Origin of the sequence: Shinella yambaruensis (assembly GCF_022899355.1) — a bacterium.
Taxonomy (GTDB): Bacteria; Pseudomonadota; Alphaproteobacteria; order Rhizobiales; family Rhizobiaceae; genus Shinella; species Shinella yambaruensis.
Genome location: NZ_JALJCK010000005.1, coordinates 112461 through 135568, shown reverse-complemented (window position 1 = coordinate 135568; position 23108 = coordinate 112461). Strand labels below are relative to the sequence as shown.

The 23108-nt window shown below is 65.8% G+C and carries 30 protein-coding genes and 1 tRNA gene; 15 read left to right on the top strand and 16 right to left on the bottom strand.

What is annotated here, in order from left to right:
- The first annotated feature begins 133 nt into the window (after positions 1-133).
- Positions 134-1039, top strand: a complete 906-nt coding sequence (locus MUU56_RS13230) for a DUF1499 domain-containing protein (RefSeq protein WP_244768103.1) — start codon at positions 134-136, stop codon at positions 1037-1039.
- 29 nt (positions 1040-1068) lie between these two features.
- Here the strand turns inward: MUU56_RS13230 and MUU56_RS13225 are convergent, their stop codons facing one another.
- Together MUU56_RS13225 and MUU56_RS13220 are read right to left on the bottom strand one after the other, a co-directional pair.
- Positions 1069-2013 carry an MBL fold metallo-hydrolase gene (locus MUU56_RS13225; RefSeq protein ID WP_244767764.1) on the bottom strand — a complete coding sequence of 315 codons (945 nt, stop codon included), beginning with the start codon at positions 2011-2013 and terminating at the stop codon, positions 1069-1071.
- Positions 2010-2306, bottom strand: coding sequence for a cupin domain-containing protein (locus MUU56_RS13220; RefSeq protein ID WP_244767763.1), 297 nt, complete (start codon positions 2304-2306; stop codon positions 2010-2012). The genes MUU56_RS13225 and MUU56_RS13220 overlap by 4 nt, the downstream gene beginning before the upstream one ends.
- A gap of 224 nt (positions 2307-2530) precedes the next feature.
- Between MUU56_RS13220 and MUU56_RS13215 the strand changes: the two genes are divergently transcribed.
- A tRNA-Gln gene (locus tag MUU56_RS13215) sits at positions 2531-2605 on the top strand.
- Positions 2606-2645: 40 nt separating this feature from the next.
- Here the strand turns inward: MUU56_RS13215 and MUU56_RS13210 are convergent.
- The 4 genes from MUU56_RS13210 to MUU56_RS13195 form a co-directional block, all read right to left on the bottom strand.
- Positions 2646-3392 (bottom strand): class I SAM-dependent methyltransferase, encoded by a 747-nt coding sequence (locus MUU56_RS13210; protein WP_244767762.1) that lies wholly within the window; start codon positions 3390-3392, stop codon positions 2646-2648.
- A gap of 119 nt (positions 3393-3511) precedes the next feature.
- Complete coding sequence (locus MUU56_RS13205) at positions 3512-3847, bottom strand: hypothetical protein (protein WP_244767761.1); 336 nt, start codon at positions 3845-3847, stop codon at positions 3512-3514.
- A 216-nt stretch (positions 3848-4063) separates the two neighbouring features.
- Positions 4064-5440 carry a M10 family metallopeptidase gene (locus MUU56_RS13200; protein ID WP_244767760.1) on the bottom strand — a complete coding sequence of 459 codons (1377 nt, stop codon included), beginning with the start codon at positions 5438-5440 and terminating at the stop codon, positions 4064-4066.
- A gap of 333 nt (positions 5441-5773) precedes the next feature.
- The gene (locus MUU56_RS13195) at positions 5774-6037 is read right to left on the bottom strand and encodes a hypothetical protein (protein WP_244767759.1); all 264 of its coding nucleotides are present in this window, start codon (positions 6035-6037) and stop codon (positions 5774-5776) included.
- 204 nt (positions 6038-6241) lie between these two features.
- Between MUU56_RS13195 and MUU56_RS13190 the strand changes: the two genes are divergently transcribed.
- Positions 6242-6682, top strand: coding sequence for a PPC domain-containing DNA-binding protein (locus MUU56_RS13190; protein WP_244767758.1), 441 nt, complete (start codon positions 6242-6244; stop codon positions 6680-6682).
- On the opposite strand, the gene MUU56_RS13185 is transcribed toward MUU56_RS13190, so the two are convergent.
- From MUU56_RS13185 to MUU56_RS13175, 3 genes are read right to left on the bottom strand one after another with little or no spacing between them, the layout of a single operon-like run.
- Positions 6679-7194, bottom strand: a complete 516-nt coding sequence (locus MUU56_RS13185) for a cupin domain-containing protein (protein WP_244767757.1) — start codon at positions 7192-7194, stop codon at positions 6679-6681. The two genes, MUU56_RS13190 and MUU56_RS13185, sit on opposite strands and share 4 nt — an antisense overlap.
- Positions 7195-7201: 7 nt before the next feature.
- Entirely contained in the window at positions 7202-7498 is a 297-nt protein-coding gene (locus MUU56_RS13180; protein WP_244767756.1) for a DUF3175 domain-containing protein, read from the bottom strand.
- Between the two features lie 2 nt (positions 7499-7500).
- Complete coding sequence (locus MUU56_RS13175) at positions 7501-8118, bottom strand: flavodoxin family protein (RefSeq protein WP_244767755.1); 618 nt, start codon at positions 8116-8118, stop codon at positions 7501-7503.
- Between the two features lie 115 nt (positions 8119-8233).
- Between MUU56_RS13175 and MUU56_RS13170 the strand changes: the two genes are divergently transcribed.
- A complete protein-coding gene (locus tag MUU56_RS13170) occupies positions 8234-8455 on the top strand; it encodes a hypothetical protein (protein WP_244767754.1) in 222 nt (73 codons plus the stop codon).
- Positions 8455-9252, top strand: a complete 798-nt coding sequence (gene ku, locus MUU56_RS13165; protein ID WP_244767753.1) for a non-homologous end joining protein Ku — start codon at positions 8455-8457, stop codon at positions 9250-9252. The genes MUU56_RS13170 and ku (MUU56_RS13165) overlap by 1 nt, the downstream gene beginning before the upstream one ends.
- 1 nt (position 9253) lies before the next feature.
- On the opposite strand, the gene ligD is transcribed toward ku (MUU56_RS13165), so the two are convergent.
- Both ligD and ku (MUU56_RS13155) read right to left on the bottom strand, forming a co-directional pair.
- Complete coding sequence (ligD, locus tag MUU56_RS13160) at positions 9254-11803, bottom strand: DNA ligase D (protein ID WP_244767752.1); 2550 nt, start codon at positions 11801-11803, stop codon at positions 9254-9256.
- A 2-nt stretch (positions 11804-11805) separates the two neighbouring features.
- Positions 11806-12654 (bottom strand): non-homologous end joining protein Ku, encoded by an 849-nt coding sequence (ku, locus tag MUU56_RS13155; RefSeq protein ID WP_244767751.1) that lies wholly within the window; start codon positions 12652-12654, stop codon positions 11806-11808.
- Positions 12655-12803: 149 nt separating this feature from the next.
- Between ku (MUU56_RS13155) and MUU56_RS13150 the strand changes: the two genes are divergently transcribed.
- From MUU56_RS13150 to MUU56_RS13140, 3 genes are read left to right on the top strand one after another with little or no spacing between them, the layout of a single operon-like run.
- Positions 12804-13529 (top strand): endonuclease/exonuclease/phosphatase family protein, encoded by a 726-nt coding sequence (locus tag MUU56_RS13150; RefSeq protein ID WP_244767750.1) that lies wholly within the window; start codon positions 12804-12806, stop codon positions 13527-13529.
- Positions 13530-13540: 11 nt separating this feature from the next.
- The gene (locus MUU56_RS13145) at positions 13541-14236 is read left to right on the top strand and encodes a DUF72 domain-containing protein (protein ID WP_244768102.1); all 696 of its coding nucleotides are present in this window, start codon (positions 13541-13543) and stop codon (positions 14234-14236) included.
- A 14-nt stretch (positions 14237-14250) separates the two neighbouring features.
- A complete protein-coding gene (locus MUU56_RS13140; RefSeq protein WP_244767749.1) occupies positions 14251-14793 on the top strand; it encodes a DNA-3-methyladenine glycosylase in 543 nt (180 codons plus the stop codon).
- A 12-nt stretch (positions 14794-14805) separates the two neighbouring features.
- On the opposite strand, the gene MUU56_RS32835 is transcribed toward MUU56_RS13140, so the two are convergent.
- Positions 14806-16344 carry a sensor histidine kinase gene (locus MUU56_RS32835; RefSeq protein WP_244767748.1) on the bottom strand — a complete coding sequence of 513 codons (1539 nt, stop codon included), beginning with the start codon at positions 16342-16344 and terminating at the stop codon, positions 14806-14808.
- Between the two features lie 168 nt (positions 16345-16512).
- On the opposite strand from MUU56_RS32835, the gene MUU56_RS13130 reads away from it, so the two are divergent.
- The 3 genes from MUU56_RS13130 (at position 16513) to MUU56_RS13120 (ending at position 18512) form a co-directional block, all read left to right on the top strand.
- Entirely contained in the window at positions 16513-16776 is a 264-nt protein-coding gene (locus MUU56_RS13130; protein ID WP_244767747.1) for a hypothetical protein, read from the top strand.
- A gap of 403 nt (positions 16777-17179) precedes the next feature.
- Entirely contained in the window at positions 17180-17536 is a 357-nt protein-coding gene (locus tag MUU56_RS13125; protein ID WP_244768101.1) for a hypothetical protein, read from the top strand.
- Between the two features lie 10 nt (positions 17537-17546).
- Positions 17547-18512, top strand: coding sequence for an SDR family oxidoreductase (locus MUU56_RS13120; RefSeq protein WP_244767746.1), 966 nt, complete (start codon positions 17547-17549; stop codon positions 18510-18512).
- Between the two features lie 86 nt (positions 18513-18598).
- On the opposite strand, the gene MUU56_RS13115 is transcribed toward MUU56_RS13120, so the two are convergent.
- The 3 genes from MUU56_RS13115 to MUU56_RS13105 form a co-directional block, all read right to left on the bottom strand.
- A complete protein-coding gene (locus MUU56_RS13115; RefSeq protein ID WP_244767745.1) occupies positions 18599-19189 on the bottom strand; it encodes a cysteine hydrolase family protein in 591 nt (196 codons plus the stop codon).
- Between the two features lie 78 nt (positions 19190-19267).
- Complete coding sequence (locus tag MUU56_RS13110) at positions 19268-19768, bottom strand: YciE/YciF ferroxidase family protein (protein ID WP_244767744.1); 501 nt, start codon at positions 19766-19768, stop codon at positions 19268-19270.
- A gap of 84 nt (positions 19769-19852) precedes the next feature.
- Positions 19853-20035, bottom strand: coding sequence for a hypothetical protein (locus MUU56_RS13105; RefSeq protein ID WP_244767743.1), 183 nt, complete (start codon positions 20033-20035; stop codon positions 19853-19855).
- Between the two features lie 405 nt (positions 20036-20440).
- Here MUU56_RS13105 and MUU56_RS13100 point away from each other — a divergent pair, with 405 nt between their 5' ends.
- Together MUU56_RS13100 and MUU56_RS13095 are read left to right on the top strand one after the other, a co-directional pair.
- Positions 20441-20689, top strand: coding sequence for a DUF6894 family protein (locus MUU56_RS13100; RefSeq protein ID WP_244767742.1), 249 nt, complete (start codon positions 20441-20443; stop codon positions 20687-20689).
- 178 nt (positions 20690-20867) lie between these two features.
- On the top strand, positions 20868-21599 hold the full coding sequence (locus MUU56_RS13095) for a Crp/Fnr family transcriptional regulator (protein WP_244767741.1): 732 nt from the start codon (positions 20868-20870) through the stop codon (positions 21597-21599).
- On the opposite strand, the gene MUU56_RS13090 is transcribed toward MUU56_RS13095, so the two are convergent.
- A complete protein-coding gene (locus tag MUU56_RS13090) occupies positions 21592-21822 on the bottom strand; it encodes a DUF6894 family protein (RefSeq protein ID WP_244767740.1) in 231 nt (76 codons plus the stop codon). The two genes, MUU56_RS13095 and MUU56_RS13090, sit on opposite strands and share 8 nt — an antisense overlap.
- Positions 21823-21961: 139 nt before the next feature.
- Between MUU56_RS13090 and MUU56_RS13085 the strand changes: the two genes are divergently transcribed.
- Together MUU56_RS13085 and MUU56_RS13080 are read left to right on the top strand one after the other, a co-directional pair.
- The gene (locus MUU56_RS13085; protein WP_244767739.1) at positions 21962-22474 is read left to right on the top strand and encodes a sigma-70 family RNA polymerase sigma factor; all 513 of its coding nucleotides are present in this window, start codon (positions 21962-21964) and stop codon (positions 22472-22474) included.
- Positions 22475-22607: 133 nt separating this feature from the next.
- Positions 22608-23102 carry a BON domain-containing protein gene (locus MUU56_RS13080; protein WP_244767738.1) on the top strand — a complete coding sequence of 165 codons (495 nt, stop codon included), beginning with the start codon at positions 22608-22610 and terminating at the stop codon, positions 23100-23102.
- The last annotated feature ends 6 nt before the right edge of the window (positions 23103-23108 follow it).

Genomic DNA, 23108 nt, shown 5'->3' with positions numbered 1-23108 from the left:
CCGTGCCGCCGAGGTTTCCGCGGAACCTGAAGCGTGCGCCGCAATGTCTTAAAACGATTCCGGTTTCGGCAAATTTGCAGTAGGAAAAGGACGCGGCAGCGAGCGCCGCGGCGCATCCGGTGAGGCCATGGCAATCACGATCCAGTACGAACGGCCCGTTTCGCATGCGGCGCACTGGGCGCGGCGCCTGGCGCTGTTTTCCTGCCTGCTGTTCCTCACCGCCGTGCTGTCGCATCGCTTCGGCCCGCTCACCACGCCGCATTTCCTGGCGCTGGCGGGTTTTGCCGCGGCCATGGCGGGCATGGCCGTGCTGCTGGCCGCCATCGGCCTTGCGCGGCTCTGGCATGTCGGCGCGCGGGGCGGCAAGGCGGCCTTGACGGCGCTCCTGCTCTGCCTTCTGCCGCTCGGCTTCACCGGTGCCGCCGCCTATGCCTATTTCTACAAGCCGGCGCTCTACGACGTGACGACGGATACGCTTGCCGCCCCGCCCTGGCTTGCCGCGCCGGCCGCCGAGCAGGACTGGCTGCCGCGCATCGGCCCGGTCGGGGCGCGTGACCGGGCGGTGCAGCTTGCGGCCTATCCGGGCCTGTCGGGCCGGCGCTACGACGGCGCGCTCGACCGTGTCTACCAGGGCGTGCGCAAGGTCGCCGCCGCCTACGGCATCACGATCACCGCCGAGGACGGGCTCGACAACATCCTCGCCGACCTCGAAGATCTCGTCGTCGATCCGGCCAAGGTGGCCGAAAGCCAGGAATCGCTCGGCGACGTGCCGGTTCCCGAGGCGCGCCCGCTCGAGACACCGCTCATTCCCCGCATCGGCGGCCCGGGCGACGTGCTCCTGCAGGGCGAATGGCGCTCGCCCGTCTTCGGCTTTCGCTTCGACGTGGTCATCCGCCTGCGCGAGGAGGCGGAGACGACGCTCGTCGACATGCGCGCCGCCTCGCGCTACGGCCCGCACGACCTCGGCTTCGGCGCGGCGCTGGTGGAAGGCTACCTGAAGGCGCTCGACGCGGAACTGCTGGGCATTGCCGGCGACTGACACGGCGCCGGCATCCAGCGTCAGGAATCTCAAAGGCCGGGGGCGGGGAAATAGAGCCCCTTCAGCGCCGGCGGACCGTCCGTCACCACCTCGCCGCGCGCGACGAGGTCCTCCAGATGCGCCAGCACCGAGAGCGCCGCCGCGCCATGCAGGCGCGGGTCCGTCTCGCGGTAGATCACCTTCACCATGTCGGCGATCAGCCGGTCGCCGGCGCGCACGCGCTCGCGCACCGCCCGCTCGCGCATGCGCCGGTGGGTCCTCAGTCCCCGCAGGAACGCCGCCGGCTCGGTCACCGGCCCGCCATGGCCAGGCAGGTAGAGCCGGTCGTCGCGTTCCAGCAGCCGGTCGAGCGAGGCCATGTAGTCCGCCATGGCGCCGTCCGGCGGCGCCACGATGGTGGTCGCCCAGGCCATGACATGGTCGGCGGAAAAGACGATGCCGTCCGGTCCGCCGAGCGCGAAGGCGGCGTGGTTGGCGGTGTGGCCCGGGGTGAGCAGCGCCGTCAGCGCCCAGCCGTCACCCGCCACGCTCTCGCCATGGCCGAGCGCGATGTCCGGCACGAAGTCCACGTCCGCGCTTTCCGCGAAGGGATTGCTTTCGCCGGCATGCAGCGGCCGCGCCGCGCGGTGCGGCCCCTCCGCGACGATGATCGCGCCCGTCTCCGCCTTCAGCCGGCGGGCGAGCGGCGAGTGGTCGCGGTGGGTGTGGCTGACGGCGATATGGGTGACCTCGCGCCCGGCGAGCGCCCGCATCAGCGCCGCAAAATGCGCCTCGTCCTCGGGGCCGGGGTCGATCACCGCCACCGACCGGTCGCCGACGATGTAGCTGTTCGTGCCGTGGAAGGTGAAGGGGCCTGGATTGTTGACGGTGATGCGCTGCACGCGCGGCGCCACCGGCACCGCCTCGCCATGCGCCGGCTTGAATTCGAGGTCGAACTGCGGGGCCTCCCGGCCGGTGTCGCTCCCGGCCGTCACTTGTATTCGATCTCGATGAAGCTCATCGGCGTGTCGCCGCCGTTGACGACATTGTGCGCCACGCCCGCCTCGCGCCGGTAGACGGCGCCCGCCTTGGTGTGCACCCGCCGCTCGCCGGTCTCCTCCTCGATCAGGAAGTCGCAGTCCGTCATCGGCACGACGACATAGCCGAGCCCGTGCACATGATGGCCCGTATCGGCGCCCGGCTCGAAATCCCAGCGCGTCACGCGCACGACGGCATCGTCGAGAAGGACGGTGGGCATTGCCGGCGGGCGGGCGCGGAATTGGGGCATGGCGGCTCCTCACAGGAAAAGGCAGGGCGGGCGAGCCGGCTGCGCCGGACGGCCGCCGAAAGGACGATCGATCGCCCGGACCCTATCGCCGCCATGCGCCCCTGCCAAGCACCAAGCCGCAGATCACGCCTCCTTCGGCAAGGCTGCCCGGAGAATAATCGCCCCGAACCGGAACTTAAGCATTGTCCACGCCGCCCGCCTTTGCTATCAGGCTCCCGCCGTGTTGGGGCGTCGCCAAGCGGTAAGGCACCGGTTTTTGGTACCGGCATTCCCAGGTTCGAATCCTGGCGCCCCAGCCACGGCTGTTTCGGAACCGTCCTTGCGATCTGCCAGCTTCGCTCAGCCAAGCCCGCCGAGCGGGATGATCTCCGCCGCGCCCGGTTGCCAGTCGCTTCCTTCCCAGTCCCCGAGCCAGCGCTCCGCGCGAAGGCCTGCCGCGGTGAGCAGCGCCTCCAGCTCCGCCTTGTCCGGGAAGGCGATGCGGGAGGCGGCGGAGAGGCGTTTGCCGGTGGCGCGGATCTCGTAATGGGTGCCGTAGGTGACGATGCCGGTCGCCGGATCGTGGGCGACGTCGTTCCAGGCGGCGACCGGGCCGAAGCGGGGATGGTCGACGAGGCGCATCGAAGCCTCCGGTCCCCATTCCTCCCATTCCCGGCAGGCGGGGTTGCGGCTGTCGAAGACGAAACGGCCGCCGGGCGCAAGATGCGCGGCAATGGTGGCGAGGGCGGCGGCGCGGTCCTCCCGCGTCAGGAAGACCTGGAAGGCGTGGCCGGTCAGCACGACCAGGTCGAAACGACGGCCGAGCCGCAGCGTGCGGGCATCGCCCTCGATGAAATCGATGCCGCCCGCGCCGGGCTTGCCGCGCGCGATGGCGAGCATGGCCGGGGCCGGATCGACGCCGACGACCGTGCGTCCGCCGGAAAGCGCCACGGCAAGCTCGCCCGTGCCGCAGCCGAGGTCGAGCACGCTCGCCGCCCCCTCGGCAAGCATCCGGCAATAGGCGAAATCCGGCGATCGCTCCCAGCCGTTTTCCAGGTCGTAGAAATCGGCGAGCTCCGGGTCGTGGTAGAGGCGGTCTTCTTCCATGTGTCCTCCCGGAGCAAATCCGGCAAACGTGCGCAGCGGTTCTGCCTGAAAAAGCGAAAATGTTCCAAGAAAAAGGCCGCGTCTTCGCGCGGCCTTGGAAAGGGCGGTCGGGCTGCCCTTTACGAGGCGGCGTCGAGAACCTTCTCGCAATGAGTCGGCCCGCCCTTCGGGTCGACGCGATCGCCGACGGCGCGGATGGTGTTGATCCGGTAGCTTTCGTTCACCGTCAGCTCCACCGTGCAGGACTTGCCCTTCACGAAGCCGCCGCGCCACTTGTAGAGCGTCGTGCCGCCCGCGCCGGCCGTGTCGGAGATCGGCGGGCCATAGGCCGCGAAGAAGCTGCCGGCGGTCTTGCCGTTCCAGCGGGCCTGCAGCGGGTTGGACGCGACGACGGCGGTGGTGCATCCGGCGAGGGCAAGCGCAACGCCTGCCAGAATTGCAATGCGGGAGTTCATGGGTGCCATTTCCTTGGGACTTCGGTGCGGCCGTGAATGTGAGCCTCGCACCGCCATAGCGCAGCACGCCGGAAAGGGGAATCGCCGCCACGCGAACTTTGCCGTCGTCCCCAGCGAAGAGGCGTCAAACGTGCGGATTTGCAACAGTGTGCGCGGCGGTTGAAGGACGGTGGGAGAGGCCGGGCCGCCGCAGCGCCAAGGCCTCTCCGCCTCGTGTCACAGGAGGAAGTCCGCCTTGTCGAGATTGTCGATGTTGAACTTCCGGATGATCAGGACGTCGTTGCCGCCCAGTTCGATATGCACGTCGCTGCCGACCTGCTCGGCCTTGTCCAGCACCTTGTTGACGCTGGAGAACTTGTAGGAGCGCAGGTCGATGTCGTCGACATTGTTCTTGAAGTCGGTGATCGTGTCGCGACCGTAGCCCTTCTTGAAGACGAAGATGTCGGTTCCCTTGCCGCCGGTCAGCGTGTCGTCGCCCTTGCCGCCGTCGAGCTTGTCCTTGCCCGCCGCGCCGTTGAGCTTGTCGTTGCCGCCATTGCCGAACAGGGTGTTCTTGCCTTCGTTGCCGAGGATGTTGTCGTCGCCCGAGCCGCCCTTGGCATTCTCGATGAGCGAGCGCAGGTCGCCGTTGAAGAGCAGCGCGTTGAAGATGTTGCCGCGGGCATAGCCGTCATTCGGCCCGCCGCCGAGAAAGGCAAGCTGGGTCTTGCTGAACATCGAATAGGCGCCCGGCCGCAGGTCGATGTCGAGCCCCGTCTTGTAGGCGCTGAGGTCGTAGGTATCGGTGCCCCCGCCGTCCCAGATCGTGCCGAAGATGCGGTTGCCGCCGGCATCGATGGCGACCTTGCCGTTGACGAAGGTATCGCCGTTGCCCGGCTTCCACTTGTAGACGGTGTTGCCCTTGTTGGTCGTATAGTCCGCGCCGTACATGTACTGCAGCGCGTAGATGTCGGCCATCATGAAGGTCTGCGGCGCGCCGAACTCCTCGTATTTGTAGCCGCTGGCATCGTCGCCGACGAAGGAGTTGTACGTCATGACCGAATATTCGGGACTGTTCCATTCACTCTGGATCGCGCCGAACGTGTCGTTTTCATGCGCGTGCTTGAGGCCGAGCGCATGGCCGAGCTCGTGGATGAGCGTGTGCCAGGCGTAGTTGCCGGCCTTCGGCGTGCGGTAGTCGTTGATCGTGCCGGCATTTTCCGTGCTGAACCAGATGTCGCCGCCGGTGGCGCCGGTGTCCGGATAATAGGCATGGGCGGTGGGGCTGGCGTCGTCCGACTGGGCGAAGCGTAAGGTGGCGGTGCCGTTCGAGCCGGCCGAGAAGTTCAGGTTGGTGAAGCCCTCGACGGAGAAGCCGTCGTTCGCTTTGCCGCCGAAGCTCTTTTCCATGGCGAAGAGCGCGGCGTTCTTCTGCATGGCCGAGACGGCGCCGAAATTGTTGTCGGGCTCGCCCGAATAGGAGTAGCTGCTCGTCGATGTGGGAAAGGCATAGGTGACGCCCGTGCCGTCCCAGGCAAAGCCGCTGAGCACGGAATCGATGAACTGCGATCCCGTCGCCGTGACCGTCTTTGTGGATTTACCCGTACCCGTCATTGCTGCCCCCCTTCGAACAGAGCTCGTACGTTGTTGTCGCCGGGCGGATAGTGTCCCCCGTCCGCACGCCGCCTTGCTGCGCCGGACCGTTTCCGCCGTGGATCGATGGCATCATATGGCAGCAAGACGTTCGCACAAGAAGCCTTATTCATGCGCGAAAGAACAAATTTGGTCGTACTTGTTGTTTTGCCGCCGTGTCGCCTGCGGGTTGCATGGGCGGCGGCGCATCGAGGCGCGTAGGGCATCGTGCGGATCGTCCGTCCGCCGTCGAACCGGCCGAACGACAGCCGCCCCGCAGCGAGGCTTACTTAACGACGGGCCGGTGGAATGCCGTCAATGCGTCGTCGGCACGTCGTCGTCCTCGAGGAACGACCGGATGCCGTCGCGCGCCACCGTCGCGAGGAACTCGTCGAAGGCCTCCCGGTCCGTGGCGAAGGGTTCGTCCCATTCGAAGAGCTCCTCCTTCTCCGTGACGACCTCCAGCTTCCAGTCCTGTTGCGTTCCCGCCGGCCGGAAGATGTCGACAAGGACCGTGATCCCGTCCTCGGTGAACTCGCCGGACAGTTCGGAATGCTCCAGCTTGGGTTTCTTGGCCATGGTGTTCCTCGACGGCGAAAGCAGGCGGCGTGCATGCAGCCGGACCGTTATCCTATCTTCGCGAGGAGCGCAAAGCCGCAACGCGAAGCTGGGGGAGCACGCCTGTCACGCACCATACCGTCGTCGTTTATTCTCGTGGCCGGGCTGCGGAATGCGGAACAGAAACCGGTTTCGGACCTTTCCCTGTGATCAGGGAGGCAAACGATGAAGCACAAACTTCTAGTAAGCGATGCCGGCGAGCGTACCTATATCCTGGTTCTCGACGAAGGCGACGAGGCCTTCCGGTGCATCACCGATTTCGCTGAAAGAGAAAGCCTGACCGCGGCATCGATTACCGCAATCGGCGCGTTTCGCGCCGCAACCATCGCCTTCTTCGAATTCGACACGAAGCACTACCGGAAGATACCCGTGGAGGTGCAGTCGGAGGTCCTCAGCATGCTGGGGGACATAGCGGTGGACGACGAGGGCAAGGCAAGCCTGCATCTCCACGTCGTGCTCGGCTTTCCGGATGGAAGCACGAAGGGCGGCCATCTGGTGGAAGGATACGTCCGGCCCACGCTGGAGGTCATGCTGCGCGAAACGTCGGCCGACCTGCGGCGGCGGACGCGCCCCGATCTCGGCATCGCGCTGATCGACGTCGGTTAGCCCTGGATGTCCTTGCGCCAAAGCGAGACGAGCGGTCCGTCCGAGCCGTAAACCGGGTCGCTTTTCGGGAGTGGCAGGCTCGCTATGATCTTCAGTTCGCCGGGCGTGGCTGCCGTCGTTTCGATATCGGCATGTTGGCCGGGCGGATAGCCGCCGACCACGCGGAAATCGTCACTTCCGGAATTTTGCTTGTGGCCGGTGCCGGCCGGCAGCACAAGGCAGTCGCCCGCGCGAACCTGAAGCGCCCTGCCGTCCGGCCCGCCGATCAGGAGCTCGGCGCTTCCTTTCGCGATGCCGAGCACCTCATGGGCGCCGACGTGGTAATGCTGGTAGGAGAAGACGCCGTTGCGCCAGAGGCCTTGCCAGCCCGCGTCGTAAAACAGCCGCTCGAAGGCACGGGCACGATCCTTCTCGCCTGCCGCCAGCACATCGCGATAGACGAGCACCGGCAGGAACGGATGGTTCGGCACCCATTCGCTGGCGGGGAAGAACAGCATTTCCGGTTGTTTCATCGCCGTCTCACTTGCCTTTCTTCGGTTCCCTGCCGAAATCCTTGCGCAACTCGTCCTTGGCCTTTTCCAGCGTGTCGCGCCGGCGTTTCGAAAGCTGGTCGCCGGCGCGGTTGATATAGAATGTCAGCATGGACATGGCCGAGCGGAAAGGGCTGGATTTGCGCCGGTCGCTTTCCTCCGCCGAATGCTTCAGGGACTGCGCGATCTTTTTTGCGCTGCCCTGCTTGAAGACGCCCTCCTTGAGGTCCATCGCGTCGCTGTTCTCGGTCACGTCCTGCGACCACTTCTTCTGTTTCTTCGCCATGCTCAGCCTCCTTCGCCGGGATAGGGATGGGCTTTGAACAGCCGGGCGGCATGCACCGTGTTGCGGGCGACGAGATCCAGCGTCGAGCGCACGACATCGGGGATGTCCTCCAGATCGACGAAATTGACCGAGCCCATCGCTTCGCCCACCCAGTAGGTCACGGCATTGGCGGGAATGGTGAAGCCGACGTCGTTCAGCGCCTGGAAAAGCTCGGCCGAGACATGATGCGCGCCGTCCTCGTTGCCGACAACGGCGACGGCGGCGACCCGGCCATAGGAAACCATGCGGCCCTTGTCGTCCTTCTCCTCCAGGAAGGCGTCCATCCGCTCCAACGCCCGCTTGCAGACGCTCGACGGCTGGCCCATCCAGATCGGCGTGCCCATGACGAGAATGTCGGCGTCGAGGATCTTGTGGCGGATGCCCGGCCAGTCGTCGCCGTGGCCTTCGTCGGAGGTGACGCCGGGCTTGATATCGAAATCGGCCAGCTGCAGGAAATCCGTGGTGACGCCAAGCGGTTCCATCGCGGCGGCCAGCAGCTTCAGCATGCGGTCGGTGGAGGAGGGGTCCTTGGCGGTCCTTGTCTTGAGCGTGCAGTTGAGCGCCAGCGCTGTCAGGGTCATATTCGCCTCGCTTCATAGGGGTCGAATGCCGAACCGATCCATCCGCCGATTGTTCCGGGAACCGATCCGGCAATCGTGCATTAGAACCTCCAGATACGCGGTTCCGGAGGTTCCCATGGACAACAAGGACAGATTGATCCTGGCGCTGGCGGCGCTGTTGCGCGCCGAGCGCGAGACCCGCGGTGCCCTGATGGACGCGCTGGAGGAAAACTCCATTTCGCGCGAAACGCTGCTCGCCATCCTTTCCGATCCCATCCCCGTCGTCACGCAGGAGGACATCGAGTTCGCCGAGCGCTTCGCCATGTCCAGGCATCTGCCCATCGAGAGGAAACGGTGATGGCGCCGCGCGCCTTCTGGAAGGGCTATCTCAAGCTCTCGCTCGTCACCTGCCCGGTGGCGATGTCGCCGGCGATCTCCCAGGAGGACAAGATCCGCTTCCGCACCCTGAACGGCAAGACCGGCAATCCCGTCGTCAGCCGCTATGTCGATGCGGTGACCGGAAAGGCCGTCGCCGAGGACGACGAGGTGAAAGGCTATCCGCGCGGCGAGGATGATTACGTCATGCTGGAGGATGACGAGATCGAGGCGGTGGCGCTGGAAAGCACGCGCACGATCGACATAGAGACCTTCGTCCCGCGCGAGACGATCGAATGGATCTGGTACGATGCGCCGCATTTCCTGGTGCCCAACGATACGGTGGGCGAGGAGGCGTTTTCCGTCATCCGCGAGGCGATGGCCTCGACCGGCACGGTGGGCATCTCCAGGCTGGTGCTGTATCGACGGGAGCGGGCGGTGATGCTGGAGCCGCGTGGCAGGGGTATCGTGCTCTGGACGCTGCGCTACGGCGACGAGGTGCGTGAGGAGAAGGACTATTTCGGCGGCCTCGGGCGCGCGAAGCCGGACTCCAAGGCCCTGTCTCTTGTAAAGACGCTGATCAAGGAGCGCACCAGGACCTGGAGCCCGAAGATGGCGGACGATCCCGTCCAGGACCGCTTGCTCGACATCATCGCTGCCAAGAAAAAAGGCCGCAAGCGTCCGGTGAAGCAGAAGGCGCCGCCGCCGACGTCGGGCAATGTCATCAACATCATGGATGCCCTGCGCAAGAGCATCAAGGCGGAGGGCAAGGGCAGGTAGTTCAGCCCTTCGCCTTGCCGGTCTTCAACGGTTCCGCAGCCTTCCTGAAATCCGCCCACGGGTCGGCCGCAAGCGCCTGGAGACGCGTCGGCGTGTTCTCCACCGTGAAATAGGCGGGGCCGATATCGGCGCTGAGCTCGCTCCAGGCGAGCGGCATGGAGACGGCGGCGCCGGGACGGGCGCGCGTGGAATAGGGGGCGACCGCCGTCATGCCGCGCTGGTTGCGCAGGTAGTCGATGAGGATCTTTCCCCGGCGCTTCGACTTGGTGATGGTCGAGACATATTTGTCCGGGCTGTCCTTCGCCATGGCGTCTGCGATGCCCTTGCAGAAGGCCTTGACCGCCGGCCAGCGGGCGGACGGCTTGAGCGGGGCGCAGACATGCAGGCCCTTGCCGCCGGAGGTCTTGACGAAGGCGTTGAGCCCGGCGGCTTCGAGGCGCTTGCGCGTTTCCTCGGCGGCATCGATGACCGCCTGCCATGCAACGCCCTCGCCGGGATCGAGGTCCATGATGATGCGGTCCGGACGCTCCCAGTCGGCGAGCGTCGAGCCCCAGGGGTGGATTTCCAGCACGGCGGACTGAACGAGGCCCATCAGTCCGTCGAGATCCTCGATCGCCACATAGGGTTCGTCGTCCTTTTCCGCCGGATCCTGCACTTCGACGATATGGGCGTTGATGCCCTTCCAGGCGTGCTTCTGGAAGAAGGTCTGCCCGTCGATGCCGCTCGGCGCGCGCAGAAGGGCGAGCGGGCGGCCGACGATATGCGGGGCGATATAGCGCCAGACCTCGGTATAGTAGTCCGCCAGCCCTTCCTTGGTGACGCCTTCGCCGGGCCAATAGACCCGGTCGGGATGGGTGAGGCGCACGGTGCGGCGCGGCGGCTTTTCCGCCTTCGGCGCGGCGGATGTCTTGGACTTCGGCATTTCGGCGACGACCTCCCTTGCCGGCTTGTCTTCCCTCAGGCCCCGGAACGAAGCATGACGCAGATGCCCATCGGCCGTCCAGGCGCGGAATTCCACTTCGGCCACCAGGTCCGGCCGCACATAGCGGGCCTGTCGCGCCTCCTCGGCCGTCAGTTTCCGGCCGAAGGGGCTTTCGTCCGTTCGCATGCGCGAGAGGCGTTTGAAGAGATCGGCGGCAACGGGCGTGCTGAAGCCGGTGCCGACCCGGCCGACCGGCTCCAGCTTGCCGTTCTTGTAGACGCCGAGCAGCAATGAGCCGATCGCCTGGCGCGAGACGGTGGAGGGGGCGTAGCCGCCGATGACGAATTCCTGCCGGGCCGAGCATTTCGACTTGATCCAGCCCTTGCTGCGGCCTTCGCGATAGGGGGCGTCGCGCAGCTTGGAGACGACGCCTTCGAGGCTGAGGCGGCAGGCATGGCGCAGCACCAGCGCGCCGTTCTCGTCGAAATGGCCGCTGTAACGCAGGATGCCCCCGGTTTCCGGCACGAGCTTTTCGAGGAGGGCCTTGCGCGCCTCGAGCGGCAGGCGCGTCAGGTCGTAACCGTCGAGATGGAGAAGGTCGAAGACGTAGATGGTGAAGCGGTCGTTCCGGCCCGCGCTGAGATCGGCCTGGAGGGCGGAGAAGTCGGACGCCCCGGCACCCGTCTCGACGACGAGCTCGCCGTCGATCAGCGCCTTGCCGACCGGCAGCGCGGCAAGCGCCGCGACCACCGGCTTGCCGAATTTCTTCGTCCAGTCCAGCCCGCTGCGGGTGAGGAGCTTGACCCGGCCCGCCTCGATGCGCGCCTGGAGCCTGTAGCCGTCGAACTTGATCTCGTGCAGCCAGCGCGCGCCGGGGGGCGGCGCGGCTGCGAGCGTCGCCAGCATCGGCGGCAGGAAATCCGGCAGGCTCGCCTTGCGCGCGCCCTTGAGGCCCGAGGGATCGGGCGCCTCCGTCTCCGGTTCCGCCTTCACGGGGTCGGCCTTCGCCTTCCTTCCGGAAGACTTGCGGATGCGTCCGGTCTTCGAGGACCAGCCCGGTTCCTCCCCCGCGACGTCGGTGATGTCCCGCCCCGTTTTCACCGATTCCGGCCGCTCATCAAGCAGGTCGTCATCGCCGTCGGGCATGGCGAATTCGTCGTCGCCCTTGATCAGCAGCCAGTTCTCGCGCTTCTCGCCGGGCTTGCCGTGCATGCGCACGAGATGCCAGCGGCCGTGCAGCTTCTCGCCGTCGAGGGTGAATTCCAGATGGCCCTTGGCATAGGCTTTCCGCGCGTCGCCGATCGGTGCCCAGGTGCCGCGATCCCAGACGATGACGGTGCCGCCGCCATATTCGCCCTTGGGGATCGTGCCTTCGAAATCGCCATAGGCGAGCGGGTGGTCCTCCACATGCACGGCCAGCCGCTTTTCGCTCGGCACCAGGCTGGGGCCGCGCGTCACCGCCCAGCTCTTGAGCACGCCGTCCATTTCGATGCGGAAATCGTAGTGCAGGCGCGTCGCGTCGTGCTTCTGGATGACGAAACTGTGGCCGCCCTTGCGGGCCTTCCTGCCGCGTGGTTCGGACGTGGTCTTGAAGTCCCGCTTTTGCCGGTAGACGTCCAGCGTCGCCATGATCACCCTGCCTTGCGTCGGCTTGCCGCCGTCTTGCCTGTGGCGGCCTTCTTCCTGCCGCCCTTTGCCGGTTTCTCGTTTTCGCCGGCGCTCCGCCGCAGGGCCTCCATGAGGTCGATGACCTTGCCCTCGGCCTTCGGCGTGACACGTTTGATCTTCCGGCCCTCGATCTTCGCCTTGACCACCTCGGCGAGCGCCGCGTCGTAACGGTCGTCGAAGGTCTTCGGATCGAAGCGGCCGCTCTTCGTCTTGATGATGTGCTCGGCCAGGTCCAGCATCTCGCCCTTGAGCTTGAAGGCGGGGATATCCGAAAAGGCCTCCTCGGCGGAGCGCACTTCGTAGTCGTAGCTCAGCGTCGTCGCGATGAGACCTTCCCCGTGGGGGCGGATGAGGAGGGTACGCACCCGGCGGAACAGCACGGTCTCGGCAAGCGCCGCCACCTTCTTCGTCTTCATGCCCTCGCGGATCAGCGCGAAGGCCTCCTCGCCGTGCCTGTCGGACGGCGCAAGATAATAGGGTTTGTCGAAATAGAGGTCGTCGATGTCGTCGCAGGCGATGAACGCCTCGATCTCCATCGTCTTGTCGCTCTCGGGCACCGCCGAGGCGACTTCCTCGGGATCGAGCGTGATATAGTCGTTCTCGCCCGCCTCGTAGCCCTTCACCTGATCCTCGCGCTCCACCACCTTGCCCGTCTCGCTGTCGACGAATTCCCGGTGCAGCCGGTGGCCGGTCTTGCGGTTCAGCATGTGGAAGGCGATGCGTTCGCTGGTCGAGGCGGCCGTGTAGAGCGCGACCGGGCACACCAGTTCACCCACCTTCAGGAAGCCTTTCCAGTTCGCTCTCGGCGCCACGCCCGTTCTCCCGCTTCAAAGCGGAAGCAATGCCGGCATGCCGCAAATGTTCCCGGCCTCGTGCCGGCGGCATCATGCGGCAATTCCGGCGCGGAACGAAAACGGGGCTTTTCGTGTTCCCGAGGCGTCCGAAACAACGCGAGGACGGTATGGGCAGGCGGCTGAGGATCATGACCTACAATGTGCACAGTTGCTTCGGCACGGACCGGAAGCTCGATCCCGGCCGCATCGCCGCGGTGATCGCCGAATGTGAAGCCGATATCGTCGCGCTGCAGGAGGTGGACGTCGCGCGGGCGCGCAGCGGCGGCATCGACCAGGCGCAGGCCATCGCCAATCACCTCAGCATGGCCTCGCACTTCCATCCGGCGCTGCACCTGGAAGAGGAACGGTACGGCGACGCGCTGCTGACGGCGCTGCCGACGCGCCTCGTCAAGGCCGGCGGGCTTCCCTCGCGCGGCGAGCCGCGGGGTGCGCTGTGGGTGGAGGTGCCTTTCGACGACGTGAAGCTGCAGGTCTTCGTCACCCATCTCGGCCTGTTCGGCGCCGAGCGCGTGCGGCAGACCGAAGCCCTGATCGGGCCAGCTTGGCTCGGTGCGCCGATGCCGGACGATGCGCGCGTCGTCCTTGCCGGCGATCTCAACGCGGTCTCCCGCTCGCCGTCCTATCGCCTGCTCGTCCGCCGCCTCAAGGATGCGCAGGTCGAAGCCGGCGGACGGCTTGCCGCGACCTTTCCCTCCCGCCTGCCGCTGCTGCGCATCGATCACATCTTCATCGGCGAGGGGATCGCCGCCCGCAGGGCCCTCGTGCACGATACGCCGCTCGCCCGCCGGGCGTCCGACCACCTGCCGCTCTGCGCCGACCTGGAGATCGCGTGATGCGGGAAAAGATGCCCTTTATCGCAACGGCGGCATGGTCGATCCCGAAGGCGGTTGCCGACCGGTTTCCCGAAACCGGAAGCGGCCTCGAAAGATATGCCGCCGTCTTCAACGGCGTGGAGGTCAACTCGACCTTCTATCGCCACCACCAGAAGACGACATTCGAACGCTGGGCGAGGTCGGTGCCGGATCATTTCCGTTTCGCGGTGAAGATACCGCGCGAAATCACGCATGGCGCACGCTTGCGGAACGTCGACCAGCTCTTCGAGACGTTCGTCGACGAGGTTTCGGCGCTGGGTGGCAAGCTCGGGCCGCTGCTGTGCCAGCTGCCGCCGAGCCTTCGGTTCGATGCCGGAGACACCGAAAACGCGTTCGCGGCCATGCGCCGCGTCTTTACCGGCACCCTCGTGCTCGAGCCGCGCCACAAAAGCTGGGCGTCGCCGCCGGCGCGCGCGCTCCTGCAACACCATGCGATCGATCGCGTTTTGGCCGATCCTGCGCCGGTCTGGCCGGCGTCCGATTTCCACGAGGCGCCTAGATATGTCCGGTTGCACGGCGTGCCCGAAATCTATTACTCCAGCTACGGCGATGCCGAGATCCGTGTCTTCGCGAAGCGCCTCGCCGCCGATAGCTGGTGCGTCTTCGACAACACGGCCTCCGGCGCCGCCATCGAGAATGCGCTGACGATGCGCGATCAAATGGTTTGACGGCGGGCCACGGGATGGATGAACGTTTCTTCGCGCGTGACGTGGTCGCCGTCGCCGCCGACCTTCTGGGGGCCTGCCTGCTGGTCGATGGTGTCGGAGGGCTCGTCGTGGAAACCGAGGCCTACCGCCAGGACGACGAGGCGTCGCACAGTTTTCGCGGGCAGACGGCTGGGAACGCCGCGATGTTCGGCGAACCGGGCCGGGTCTATGTCTATCGATCCTATGGCCTGCACTGGTGCCTCAACGTCGTCTGCGAGCGGGGCAGCGCGGTGCTGATCCGCGCGCTGGAGCCGACGCACGGGCTTGAGACGATGATGGCGCGCCGTGCGGTCACCGCTGCGCGCAAGCTGTGCAATGGGCCGGGCAATCTGTGCCGGGCGCTTGCCGTAACCGGCGAGATGAACGGACTTTCGGTCCTCGACGCGCCCTTTTCCCTGGAGCCGCCGTTCGAGGTGCCCGTTTCGGCAAGCGGTGTCCGCATCGGCATCAGCAAGGCCGCCGAACGCCCGTGGCGCTTCGCGGTAAAGGGATCGCCCTATCTCAGCAAGCCGATCTGACCAACGGCGCTCCTAAGGCTCCACGATGTCCAGCTCGGCGGTGAAGGTCGTTCCATTGCTCCCGTCGAAGGTGTGGGTGCCGTTGAGCTGGTTGACGACGCCCCGGATCAGCCGGCTTCCCATGCCCTGTTTCACGGCTTGCGGATCGAAGCCGATGCCGTCGTCGTGGACGGTGAGCCGGGCCCGCCGCCCCCCGATGGCCGTGAGCACGATGGAGATTCGGCCCGCGCGACCGTCCGGAAAGGCATATTTCAGGATGTTGGTCAGCAGCTCGTTCACCAGCAGGGCGAGCGGGGTCGCATTGTCGGTGGAGACGGCGAGGTCGTCGATCTCGTAGGTCACGGTGACGGGCGCGCCGTAGGCTGCCATCAGCTTCTCGACCACCGAGGTCAGCAGGTCCCGCGCGGACAGGCGGGAAAACTCGTCGTGCCTGTAGATCTTCTCGTGCACCGCGACCATGGAGGAGATGCGGTCGACCAGCGATTGCTGAACCTCGTCCGGCAGGCGCTGGAGCTGGATGATGCTCTGGACGGCCTGCAGGTTGTTCTTGACGCGGTGATGGACCTCGCGAAGGAGCAGCTGGTTGTCGGCAAGGGCGTTTCTGAGCAGCTGGGACTGTGCCGCATCGCGCTGCCGCAGATGGCGGATCCACTGGCCCGCGGCCAGAAGGCTGACGCTCGCGAGGATCAGCACCGCGATCGCCACCGTCACGTCCCGCCGGAAGCGCTGGATGCCGAAATCGTAGTCGGCCGAAGCGAGCGCGATGAACCTCGCGCCATCGACGGTCCGATAGGCGACGATGCGGTGGGCACCGTCGACGGGCGAGATGGCGTCGTAGGTGCCGGTCGGCGCCTTGGGCAGGTAATCCGTGAAAAGCACGTATTTGCTCATGTCGAGCGGCCCGTCGGCGAGCGGATAGCGGGCGACGAGCTGGCCGTCGGACCGGGCGAAGCTGACGGTGGAGTTCGGGCCGAGATCGACGGCCTCCCAGACATCGGCGAGGACCCTGACCTCGAAGGAAACCACGGCGGCGCCGGCGAACCGGCCGTTTCGCTCCAGCCTGCGGCTGAAGGCAAAGATCTGCTCGCCGTTCAGGCGGCTGATCAGTAGGCTTGAGACGTGCTGCTTCGCGCCCTTCGCCAGTTCCGAGAAATACGGCCGGTCGACGATGCTGATCGGCTTCACCATCGGATCGGTCGAATAGAGGGTCAGACCTTCGCCATCGACCACATAGGCCTTCACCTGGCCGGGAAGGTCCGCGACGGCCTCGTCGATGTTTCTGACGCTGGTGGATGCCGGCGGCGCGATGGTCTCGCCGAGCGCCTCGTCTATGCGCTGCAAGGCCTGCCGCGCCAGGGAATCGATGAGGGACACGTTGCTCGCGACGATCTTGGAGGCGGCGACGGCGCGCTCCTCGGTGCGGCGAACCGCGTCGTGATAGCTCGTGTTGAGCCACAGGCCGAGCATGAGCAGCAATGAGACGAACATCGCGACGATGATCATCGCGGCCGCCCTTGCCAGCGTGAAATGGATGTTCAGCCCGCGCGGCACCGCTATCCCCCAAGTGCGTCGGCCAACCTTAACCAGAAGGGTGAAACATGTCCCGGCTTTTCGTCAACCGGACACGGCCGGTCATCTACCGTACTATCGTCCCGGCCGGCGAGATGTTCGGAACAATCGTCCGGTCCTCCCGTTTGCCTGATATCCCGGGAGGCAAGCATGGCCATCGACAATTCGGTTCATCTGGAAGGCAGGATCAATGCGCACCGGCGTCTGCTGGTGGAGCTGGTCTCGGTTGTGGCCGCCATTCCCGAAGCGCGCGAGGCGCTGGTCGCCATGGCGCGCGACAATGAAACGGTCATCGACCACGAGGAGGACCCCGGCATCGAGCCCGATGCCGCCTTCGCCGCCCAGCAGATCGCCGACGACGAGATCAGGGGAATCCTGAAGGCCGCGATGGCCCGCCTCGAAACCAAGCCATGAGGATAGAACGATGGGAGTGATTGAAAAGATCTCCGGATACTTCAAGCAGTTGGCCGGCGAGGTCACGGGCAGCCAGGCGCTGCACGACGAAGGCCGCCGCCAGGCGGCGGATGGCGGCTATCGCGAGGAAGACGAGCAGGTGGTGCCCGTCGCGTCGCGCACGGTGCCGGGCGCGGGCAGCGTCGTCTCGGCGGAGACCGGCCGTGAAAAGGTCATCCATGCCGACGCCGTTCCGCAATTTACGGTCTCCCAGGCCGGCCGGACCAATGACGGCGTCTCCAGTGCGAAGCCGCGCGTCATCACCGGAAGCGACGATGCCACGGCGCACCGCACGCCTCCCGGCATGGAAACGCCGGGCCGCGACTGGTCCGCCGGCTTCGATGAAAACGCGCCGCGGCAGGATATGCCGGCCCCCGTTGCCGACTATTCCGATACCGAGCAGCTGAAACTCTACCGCCTGGTGCCGATTGCCTCCGCCGGCGACACGAACTGGGACATCGCGCCCAACCAGGGCGAGGTGGTGGTGCGCGCCCGTTCCAGCGGCGATGCCCGCGTCGTCGCCGCGGAAGCCGAGCTCGACTACATGGAAATCGACGCCCTGCCGGGCGATGGCAATTCCACGACCTCGTCGAGCGCCTTCCGCAACGAGAAGCTCTATACCGTGGTCGACGAGAGCGATCCCGCCTATCCGGCCGAAGGGCCGCGCGAGGTCGTCGCCGGCACGGTCCGCGTCGACAATATCCGTCCCACCGAACTTTGAGGAGGTTGTCATGACCCGGAGCCAGTCCGCCCGCACGGCCGCGAAACAGCGAGATATCCAGGAAGAGGTCGCCGAGGCCGACCGCAAGGGCAGGGACGAGGAGCCGAAGGCCATGCAGGCCGGCGCGCGCCTCTATCCCGTGCCGCCTTTCCCGAAGCAGCACCAGCCCAAGCCCGGCCACGAGGCGAAGCTCGATCCGCAACCGATGTACGACGCGCCCTTCTACAAGGGCTCGGAAAAGCTGGCGGGCAAGGTCGCGCTCATCACCGGCGGCGATTCCGGTATCGGCCGGGCGGTCGCCGTGCTCTTTGCCCGCGAGGGCGCGGACGTGGCGATCTGCCATCTCGCCGAGGGGCAGGATGCGAAGGACACTATCGCCGCCGTCGAGGCGGAGGGCCGGCGCTGCATCGCCTTTGCCGGCGACGTCAAGGACAAGGCCTTCTGCACGCGGACGGTGAAATGCGTGGTGAAGGATCTCGGCAGGCTCGACATCCTCGTGAACAATGCGGCCTTCCAGGTTCACACGAAGGATATTCTCGACCTGTCCGAGCAGCATTTCGACGAGACGCTGAAGACCAATCTCTACGGCTACTTTTTCATGGCACAGGCGGCGGTGCCGCACATGGAGCCGGGTTCGGCCATCATCAACACCGGCTCGGTCACCGGTCTTGAGGGGTCCAAGGACCTTCTCGATTATTCGATGACGAAGGGCGGCATCCACGCCTTCACGCGTTCGCTCGCCGGCCAGCTCGTGCCGCGCGGCATCCGGGTCAATGCGGTGGCGCCGGGGCCGGTCTGGACGCCGCTCAACACCTCCGACAAAGAGGCCGGGGACGTCGCGAAATTCGGCGCCAACACGCCCATGAAGCGCCCCGCCCAACCGGAGGAGCTGGCGCCCGCCTATGTCTTCCTCGCCTCGCCGCAATGCTCCAGCTACATTACCGGCGAGGTGCTGCCGATCATCGGCGGATACTGAGGGCATCCTCCCAAGGGATGCCACGCCGTGCGGCGCGTTGCGGCACTGGCGGCATGGCTGAAGCAGGGCTCGATGAAGGAGCCCTGCTACCGGTCCCGCTCCGGGTCGGACGAGAGAAAATCCTCGGTAAGGAGCAATTCCACCTGGGCGGAGAAGCGATGGCCGAGCAGCGTGAGCGAAGCGTCATGCGTCTCGTCGGCCCCGCTGCACACCGCGTCCTTGAGGATGATGACGCGATAGCCGAGATCGATGCCCCCGAGCGCCGTCGCCAGCACGCAGACATCCGTCTCGCCCCCCGTGATGACGAGCGTATCGACGGCCTGCATCGCCAGCCGGGCATGTAGCCGGCCATCGACCCAGGGCGAATAGGTCTGCTTGTCGAAGAGTGTCGCCGGCGGGCAGTAGCGCGCAAGCTCGGGAACGAGGGCGAGCATGTCGGGGGGAAGATGCTCGCCCGTCATCATCCGCCATTTTTCGTAATAGGTCCGCCACATGCCGTGCGCATCGGAGGGGCGGGCCGGCGGGCAGAACCGTGAGAATATCGTGCGGGCGCTGTGGCGCGACGCCACTTCGATGACCTGCGGCGACACCGCTTCCAGCCAGGCGACCCGCCACGGCGTGTCCTCGGCGAACATTCGCTGCATGTCGACGCAGATATGGCGCCAGTTTCCGAACATGGCGGCACTCGTTGCAAGGGGCTCGCCCGATGGCAGGGCGCGGGCAACGGGCCGGCGCGCGGCCGGCCCCCCGCGTGCTCAGGCTGCCTTCGACTTGCCTTCGCGGTTCACCTTCGCTTCGGCCAGCCGGGTCAGCGCCTGGTCGGTCTTGCTTTCCTCCGAAAGCGTCTGGTCGAGCAGCTGCGCCACGTCCTTGTGTCCGAGCTGCAGGGCCCAGGACTTCAGCGTGCCGTAGCGGGCGATCTCGTAGTGTTCGACGGCCTGGGCGGCGGCCAGCAGTCCGGCGTCGAGGGCCGGCGATTCCTTGAATTCCTCCAGGATCTCCTGGCCTTCCTCGAGAATGCCGTCGATGGCGGGGCAGGTCTTGCCGCGGGCGGGCTTGCCGAGGATCTCGAACACCTGGACGAGCCGTTCGACCTGACCTTCCGTTTCCTGCAGGTGCTTGTCGAATGCGGCTTTCAGGTCCTCGGCCTTGGCGCCGCGTCCCATCTTCTTCAGCGCCGCGATGATCTTGCGTTCGGCGTAATAGATGTCCTTGACCCCGTCGATGAAGAGGTCTTCCAGTGTCTTCGTGGGCATTGCAGTCTCCTCGTTGGGAATGAGCCGTTGATCGGCCTGGGATCGAACAAGGCAATCCGGCGATTGTTCCTGAAGATCGGGCTTCTATCGGAAGCGGGCCGGCCGGTTTGTCAGGTTCATCTGGATTTCGAGCCGGCTCGCGAAACGGCCCACCAGCCGCACGAGCTTTCTGGTTTCCCACTCGCTGATGCGCTGAGACCGGCAATAGGCCACGACGTCGAACACCTTGCGTGCCGGCACCGAGCGTTTCTTGTCGAGATGTTGCATGTTCTCTCCCCCGCTATCGTGCCAGTCAAATGTGCGCGGGGAGGGGATGTTCCCGTCGCGCCGGTGATCGTACGGAACCGTACGTTCCGTGGCGGGGCGGCCCTGCCTCATGCGCGGCCTCACACATAGCGAGGTGCCGCGAAACCGACGGCTCGTCGTCTCGGTACGATTCCGTACGGAGCCGGCATAAGCCGGCGCTCTGCTTCATCTTGCCCCCTTGCCGTGCCACAGTCCGCGCTCCCGGAAGGGAGGGCGCAATCGCCATCCGGCAGTTGGACGGAGCCTCAAGCTGCTCCGTTGCCAAGGCTCCCCCGAGCATTGGCCGCCCGTTCGCTTCAGCGACCGCGCACATCCAAGGAACGTTTGCTTCCCTTCGACATTGTCCAGCCAATCCAGGAGGTGGCAATGGGACGTTATTACTTCAAAATCCAGGATCAGGACGGCGTGCTCCAGCCCGATCGGGGTTTCGATTTTGAGAATCTGGCGCAGGCCAGGGAAGAGGCAAAAACGCTTCTGGCGGAAATGGCGATCGACGGGCTGCCCAACGAGCCGATCGACAGCATTTCCGTCGAGCTGCAGGACGCCAACCGCGTTCCCATCATCACGTTCCGGCTGATTCTGGAGGCGATACCGCACGGCGCCCAGCAGTTGTGACGCCGGGCCGCAACCGGGAAGGACACGATACGCTCCATCCCCTTTGTCCGCTTCCGTACCGACGCCCGGCGCCGGGTTGTCTCGCCGATTTTATGATCATAGATGGACGGCCATTGACTTTAGGAGAGACCGAAGCCTTTGGCAGATATGCGGTCGCTGAACCGCATAGGATCGTTGGATGGCAGACGTTTGGCAGGGCAGGTTCCGGAACAACCTGCTTCGGCGTTTACCGGAAACGAGCCTGGAGCGGTTTGCCGGGCGGCTGGAACGAATAGAGCTTCCCCGCTTGTACCAGCTTTCCTCTCCCCATCAGCCGATGGAGCACGCCTACTTCTTCGAGAACGGGATCGCGTCCGTCGTCGTCCGGTCGCCGGAGGGCCAGCATAGCGAGATCGGCATCATCGGAAGGGATGGCATGTGTCCGACCTCGGCTGTCCTCGATGTCGATGCCGATCCCTTTTCCATCCACATGCAGATGCAAGGGCAAGCATACCGGATTCCCGTTCCGGACCTGAAGGCGGTTCTCGCGGAGGATCGGGAGGTTCACAGGCTGCTTTCCCGCTACACCCAGGCGCTTGCCGTCCAGCAGGCCTATACGGCGCTGTCCAATGCCGTGCACCATATCGACGAGCGGCTCGCACGGTGGATCTTGATGTGCCACGACCGGGCGGACGGGTCGGATATCAGCCTGACGCACGAATTCATGTCGATCATGCTCGCCGTGCGGCGCCCCAGCGTGACGACGGCGCTCCATGTGCTGGAGGGCAAGAAGCTCATCTATTCCGAGCGCGGCGTCGTCAGCGTGCGCAACCGCGCCGGCCTCGAGGCCTTTGCGCGCGATGCCTATGGCGAATGCGAAAAGGAGTATGAACGGCTCATCGGGACCATCGTCTCGCGATCCGTTATCTGAGCGCCTCGCTGAAGGGGACGCGGGCCACCAGCCGCCCCCGTTCGTCGGCAATCTCGCAGAAGCGCGTCTCGTCGACCTGCCCCTTGCGGACGTCCTCGGCCAGTATCTCGCGGGCTGCAAGCCGCGCCTCGGCCAAGGCCGCCTGCACCGTGTCGAAATCCGCGCCTTCCCGATCCTCGATCCGTTCCGTTCGACTGCAGATGTGAAAGAAGTAGCGGGTCATGTTCGCCTCGGGACAGCTTTGGCTCTCCTACTGACTGGTGAAGCCGCGAAGTGTTCCATTCTCTTTTTGCCGGCGTCTGTACGCTATCGTACGGCAACCTCCGCGAGCCCGCTTCGTTTCTTTGGAAACGGAGGAATGAATGGACGCCCTGGTCTCCAAGCCCGCCGCGCAGACGGTTCACGCCGCGATCGAAGCACAGTTGCCCGCGCTGAGGCGGTTTTCCCAGCGGTTCACCCGTTCGGCGAGCGACCGGGAGGATCTCGTGCAGGAGACGGTCATGCGCGCGCTCCGGTCCTCTCACCAGTTTTGCCCGGACACGCGACTGCGCTCGTGGCTCTTCACGATCATGCGCAACACCTTCAACACGGAATATCGCCGCCGCTGCCGGGAACCCGTCGGGCTGGACGACGGGCTGTTCGAGCGTGCCAGCATTTCGGCGCCGCAGGAATGGGCGGTTCGCCGCAGCGAGCTGCGTTCCGCACTCAGCCGTATCCCGCCGCGCTCGCGCCGCACATTGCTGCTCGTCGCGATGGGGGTCAGCTACATCGACACGGCGCGGCTGTGCGCGTGCGAGATCGGCACGGTGAAAAGCCGGGTCAACCGCGCGCGAAAGATGCTGGAGGACGAGATCGGCCGTCCCGACGCGTTTTGACGGGAACGACGCAGCGGAGGATCGCCCCTTCCTTTCCGGATGAGCTCCGCCGAGCGGCACGCGCGGGAACAATGGCCGGCCTGATCGGTTGGACCTGTCCCCTCCCTGCAGCATTGAACGAATGGAGAAGACGATGACCGATCGCAAGCGAGCTTCCGGCGAAGAGGATTTCCGTGACCACGAGGAGCGCGACATCCGGGATGGTTGGCCCTATCCCGACGACGATGACGCACGCCGGGCCGGACAGAACGCGCCCTATGGAACACGCGGCGCCGATCCGGACCAAGCCGACAACGGGGGTATCGAGATCACCGCCGATCCCGAGGCGCGGGATGTCGACGGCGCACCGCTGCCGTTTGCGGAGGAGACGGACGACATCATCGCGGACGACGATCTCGAAGCGCGGATCCTGGAGGCGCTTGAAGAGGATGAACGGGTCGATCTGGCCATGCTGGATCTTGCGATCCGCGACGGCATCGCCATCCTCGACGGCGCCGTCGACAGCGAGGAGGACCGTCGCCATCTGATCGGCTTCCTGCGCCGGGTGAAGGGCGTGCGCGATGTGCGCGCGGACGGGCTTTTGACGCGGGGCGTCGACAGCCACGTTCCCCGCGACGTGACGGAATAGGCCGGG

What these genes read in the sequence shown, in the direction of transcription:
- MUU56_RS13105 (WP_244767743.1), bottom strand. Translation starts at nt 20,035, where the DNA reads ATGCAACATCTCGACAAGAAACGCTCGGTGCCGGCACGCAAGGTGTTC.
- MUU56_RS13080 (WP_244767738.1), top strand. Translation starts at nt 22,608, where the DNA reads ATGACCGATCGCAAGCGAGCTTCCGGCGAAGAGGATTTCCGTGACCAC.
- MUU56_RS13090 (WP_244767740.1), bottom strand. Translation starts at nt 21,822, where the DNA reads ATGACCCGCTACTTCTTTCACATCTGCAGTCGAACGGAACGGATCGAG.
- MUU56_RS13185 (WP_244767757.1), bottom strand. Translation starts at nt 7,194, where the DNA reads ATGAAACAACCGGAAATGCTGTTCTTCCCCGCCAGCGAATGGGTGCCG.
- MUU56_RS13170 (WP_244767754.1), top strand. Translation starts at nt 8,234, where the DNA reads ATGGACAACAAGGACAGATTGATCCTGGCGCTGGCGGCGCTGTTGCGC.
- ku (WP_244767753.1), top strand. Translation starts at nt 8,455, where the DNA reads ATGGCGCCGCGCGCCTTCTGGAAGGGCTATCTCAAGCTCTCGCTCGTC.
- MUU56_RS13085 (WP_244767739.1), top strand. Translation starts at nt 21,962, where the DNA reads ATGGACGCCCTGGTCTCCAAGCCCGCCGCGCAGACGGTTCACGCCGCG.
- MUU56_RS13195 (WP_244767759.1), bottom strand. Translation starts at nt 6,037, where the DNA reads ATGGCCAAGAAACCCAAGCTGGAGCATTCCGAACTGTCCGGCGAGTTC.
- ligD (WP_244767752.1), bottom strand. Translation starts at nt 11,803, where the DNA reads ATGGCGACGCTGGACGTCTACCGGCAAAAGCGGGACTTCAAGACCACG.
- MUU56_RS13200 (WP_244767760.1), bottom strand. Translation starts at nt 5,440, where the DNA reads ATGACGGGTACGGGTAAATCCACAAAGACGGTCACGGCGACGGGATCG.
- MUU56_RS13120 (WP_244767746.1), top strand. Translation starts at nt 17,547, where the DNA reads ATGACCCGGAGCCAGTCCGCCCGCACGGCCGCGAAACAGCGAGATATC.
- MUU56_RS13150 (WP_244767750.1), top strand. Translation starts at nt 12,804, where the DNA reads ATGGGCAGGCGGCTGAGGATCATGACCTACAATGTGCACAGTTGCTTC.
- MUU56_RS13190 (WP_244767758.1), top strand. Translation starts at nt 6,242, where the DNA reads ATGAAGCACAAACTTCTAGTAAGCGATGCCGGCGAGCGTACCTATATC.
- MUU56_RS13145 (WP_244768102.1), top strand. Translation starts at nt 13,541, where the DNA reads ATGCCCTTTATCGCAACGGCGGCATGGTCGATCCCGAAGGCGGTTGCC.
- MUU56_RS13180 (WP_244767756.1), bottom strand. Translation starts at nt 7,498, where the DNA reads ATGGCGAAGAAACAGAAGAAGTGGTCGCAGGACGTGACCGAGAACAGC.
- MUU56_RS13100 (WP_244767742.1), top strand. Translation starts at nt 20,441, where the DNA reads ATGGGACGTTATTACTTCAAAATCCAGGATCAGGACGGCGTGCTCCAG.
- MUU56_RS13175 (WP_244767755.1), bottom strand. Translation starts at nt 8,118, where the DNA reads ATGACCCTGACAGCGCTGGCGCTCAACTGCACGCTCAAGACAAGGACC.
- MUU56_RS13130 (WP_244767747.1), top strand. Translation starts at nt 16,513, where the DNA reads ATGGCCATCGACAATTCGGTTCATCTGGAAGGCAGGATCAATGCGCAC.
- MUU56_RS13125 (WP_244768101.1), top strand. Translation starts at nt 17,180, where the DNA reads ATGCCGGCCCCCGTTGCCGACTATTCCGATACCGAGCAGCTGAAACTC.
- MUU56_RS13210 (WP_244767762.1), bottom strand. Translation starts at nt 3,392, where the DNA reads ATGGAAGAAGACCGCCTCTACCACGACCCGGAGCTCGCCGATTTCTAC.
- MUU56_RS13205 (WP_244767761.1), bottom strand. Translation starts at nt 3,847, where the DNA reads ATGAACTCCCGCATTGCAATTCTGGCAGGCGTTGCGCTTGCCCTCGCC.
- MUU56_RS13140 (WP_244767749.1), top strand. Translation starts at nt 14,251, where the DNA reads ATGGATGAACGTTTCTTCGCGCGTGACGTGGTCGCCGTCGCCGCCGAC.
- MUU56_RS13095 (WP_244767741.1), top strand. Translation starts at nt 20,868, where the DNA reads ATGGCAGACGTTTGGCAGGGCAGGTTCCGGAACAACCTGCTTCGGCGT.
- MUU56_RS13110 (WP_244767744.1), bottom strand. Translation starts at nt 19,768, where the DNA reads ATGCCCACGAAGACACTGGAAGACCTCTTCATCGACGGGGTCAAGGAC.
- MUU56_RS13115 (WP_244767745.1), bottom strand. Translation starts at nt 19,189, where the DNA reads ATGTTCGGAAACTGGCGCCATATCTGCGTCGACATGCAGCGAATGTTC.
- MUU56_RS13220 (WP_244767763.1), bottom strand. Translation starts at nt 2,306, where the DNA reads ATGCCCCAATTCCGCGCCCGCCCGCCGGCAATGCCCACCGTCCTTCTC.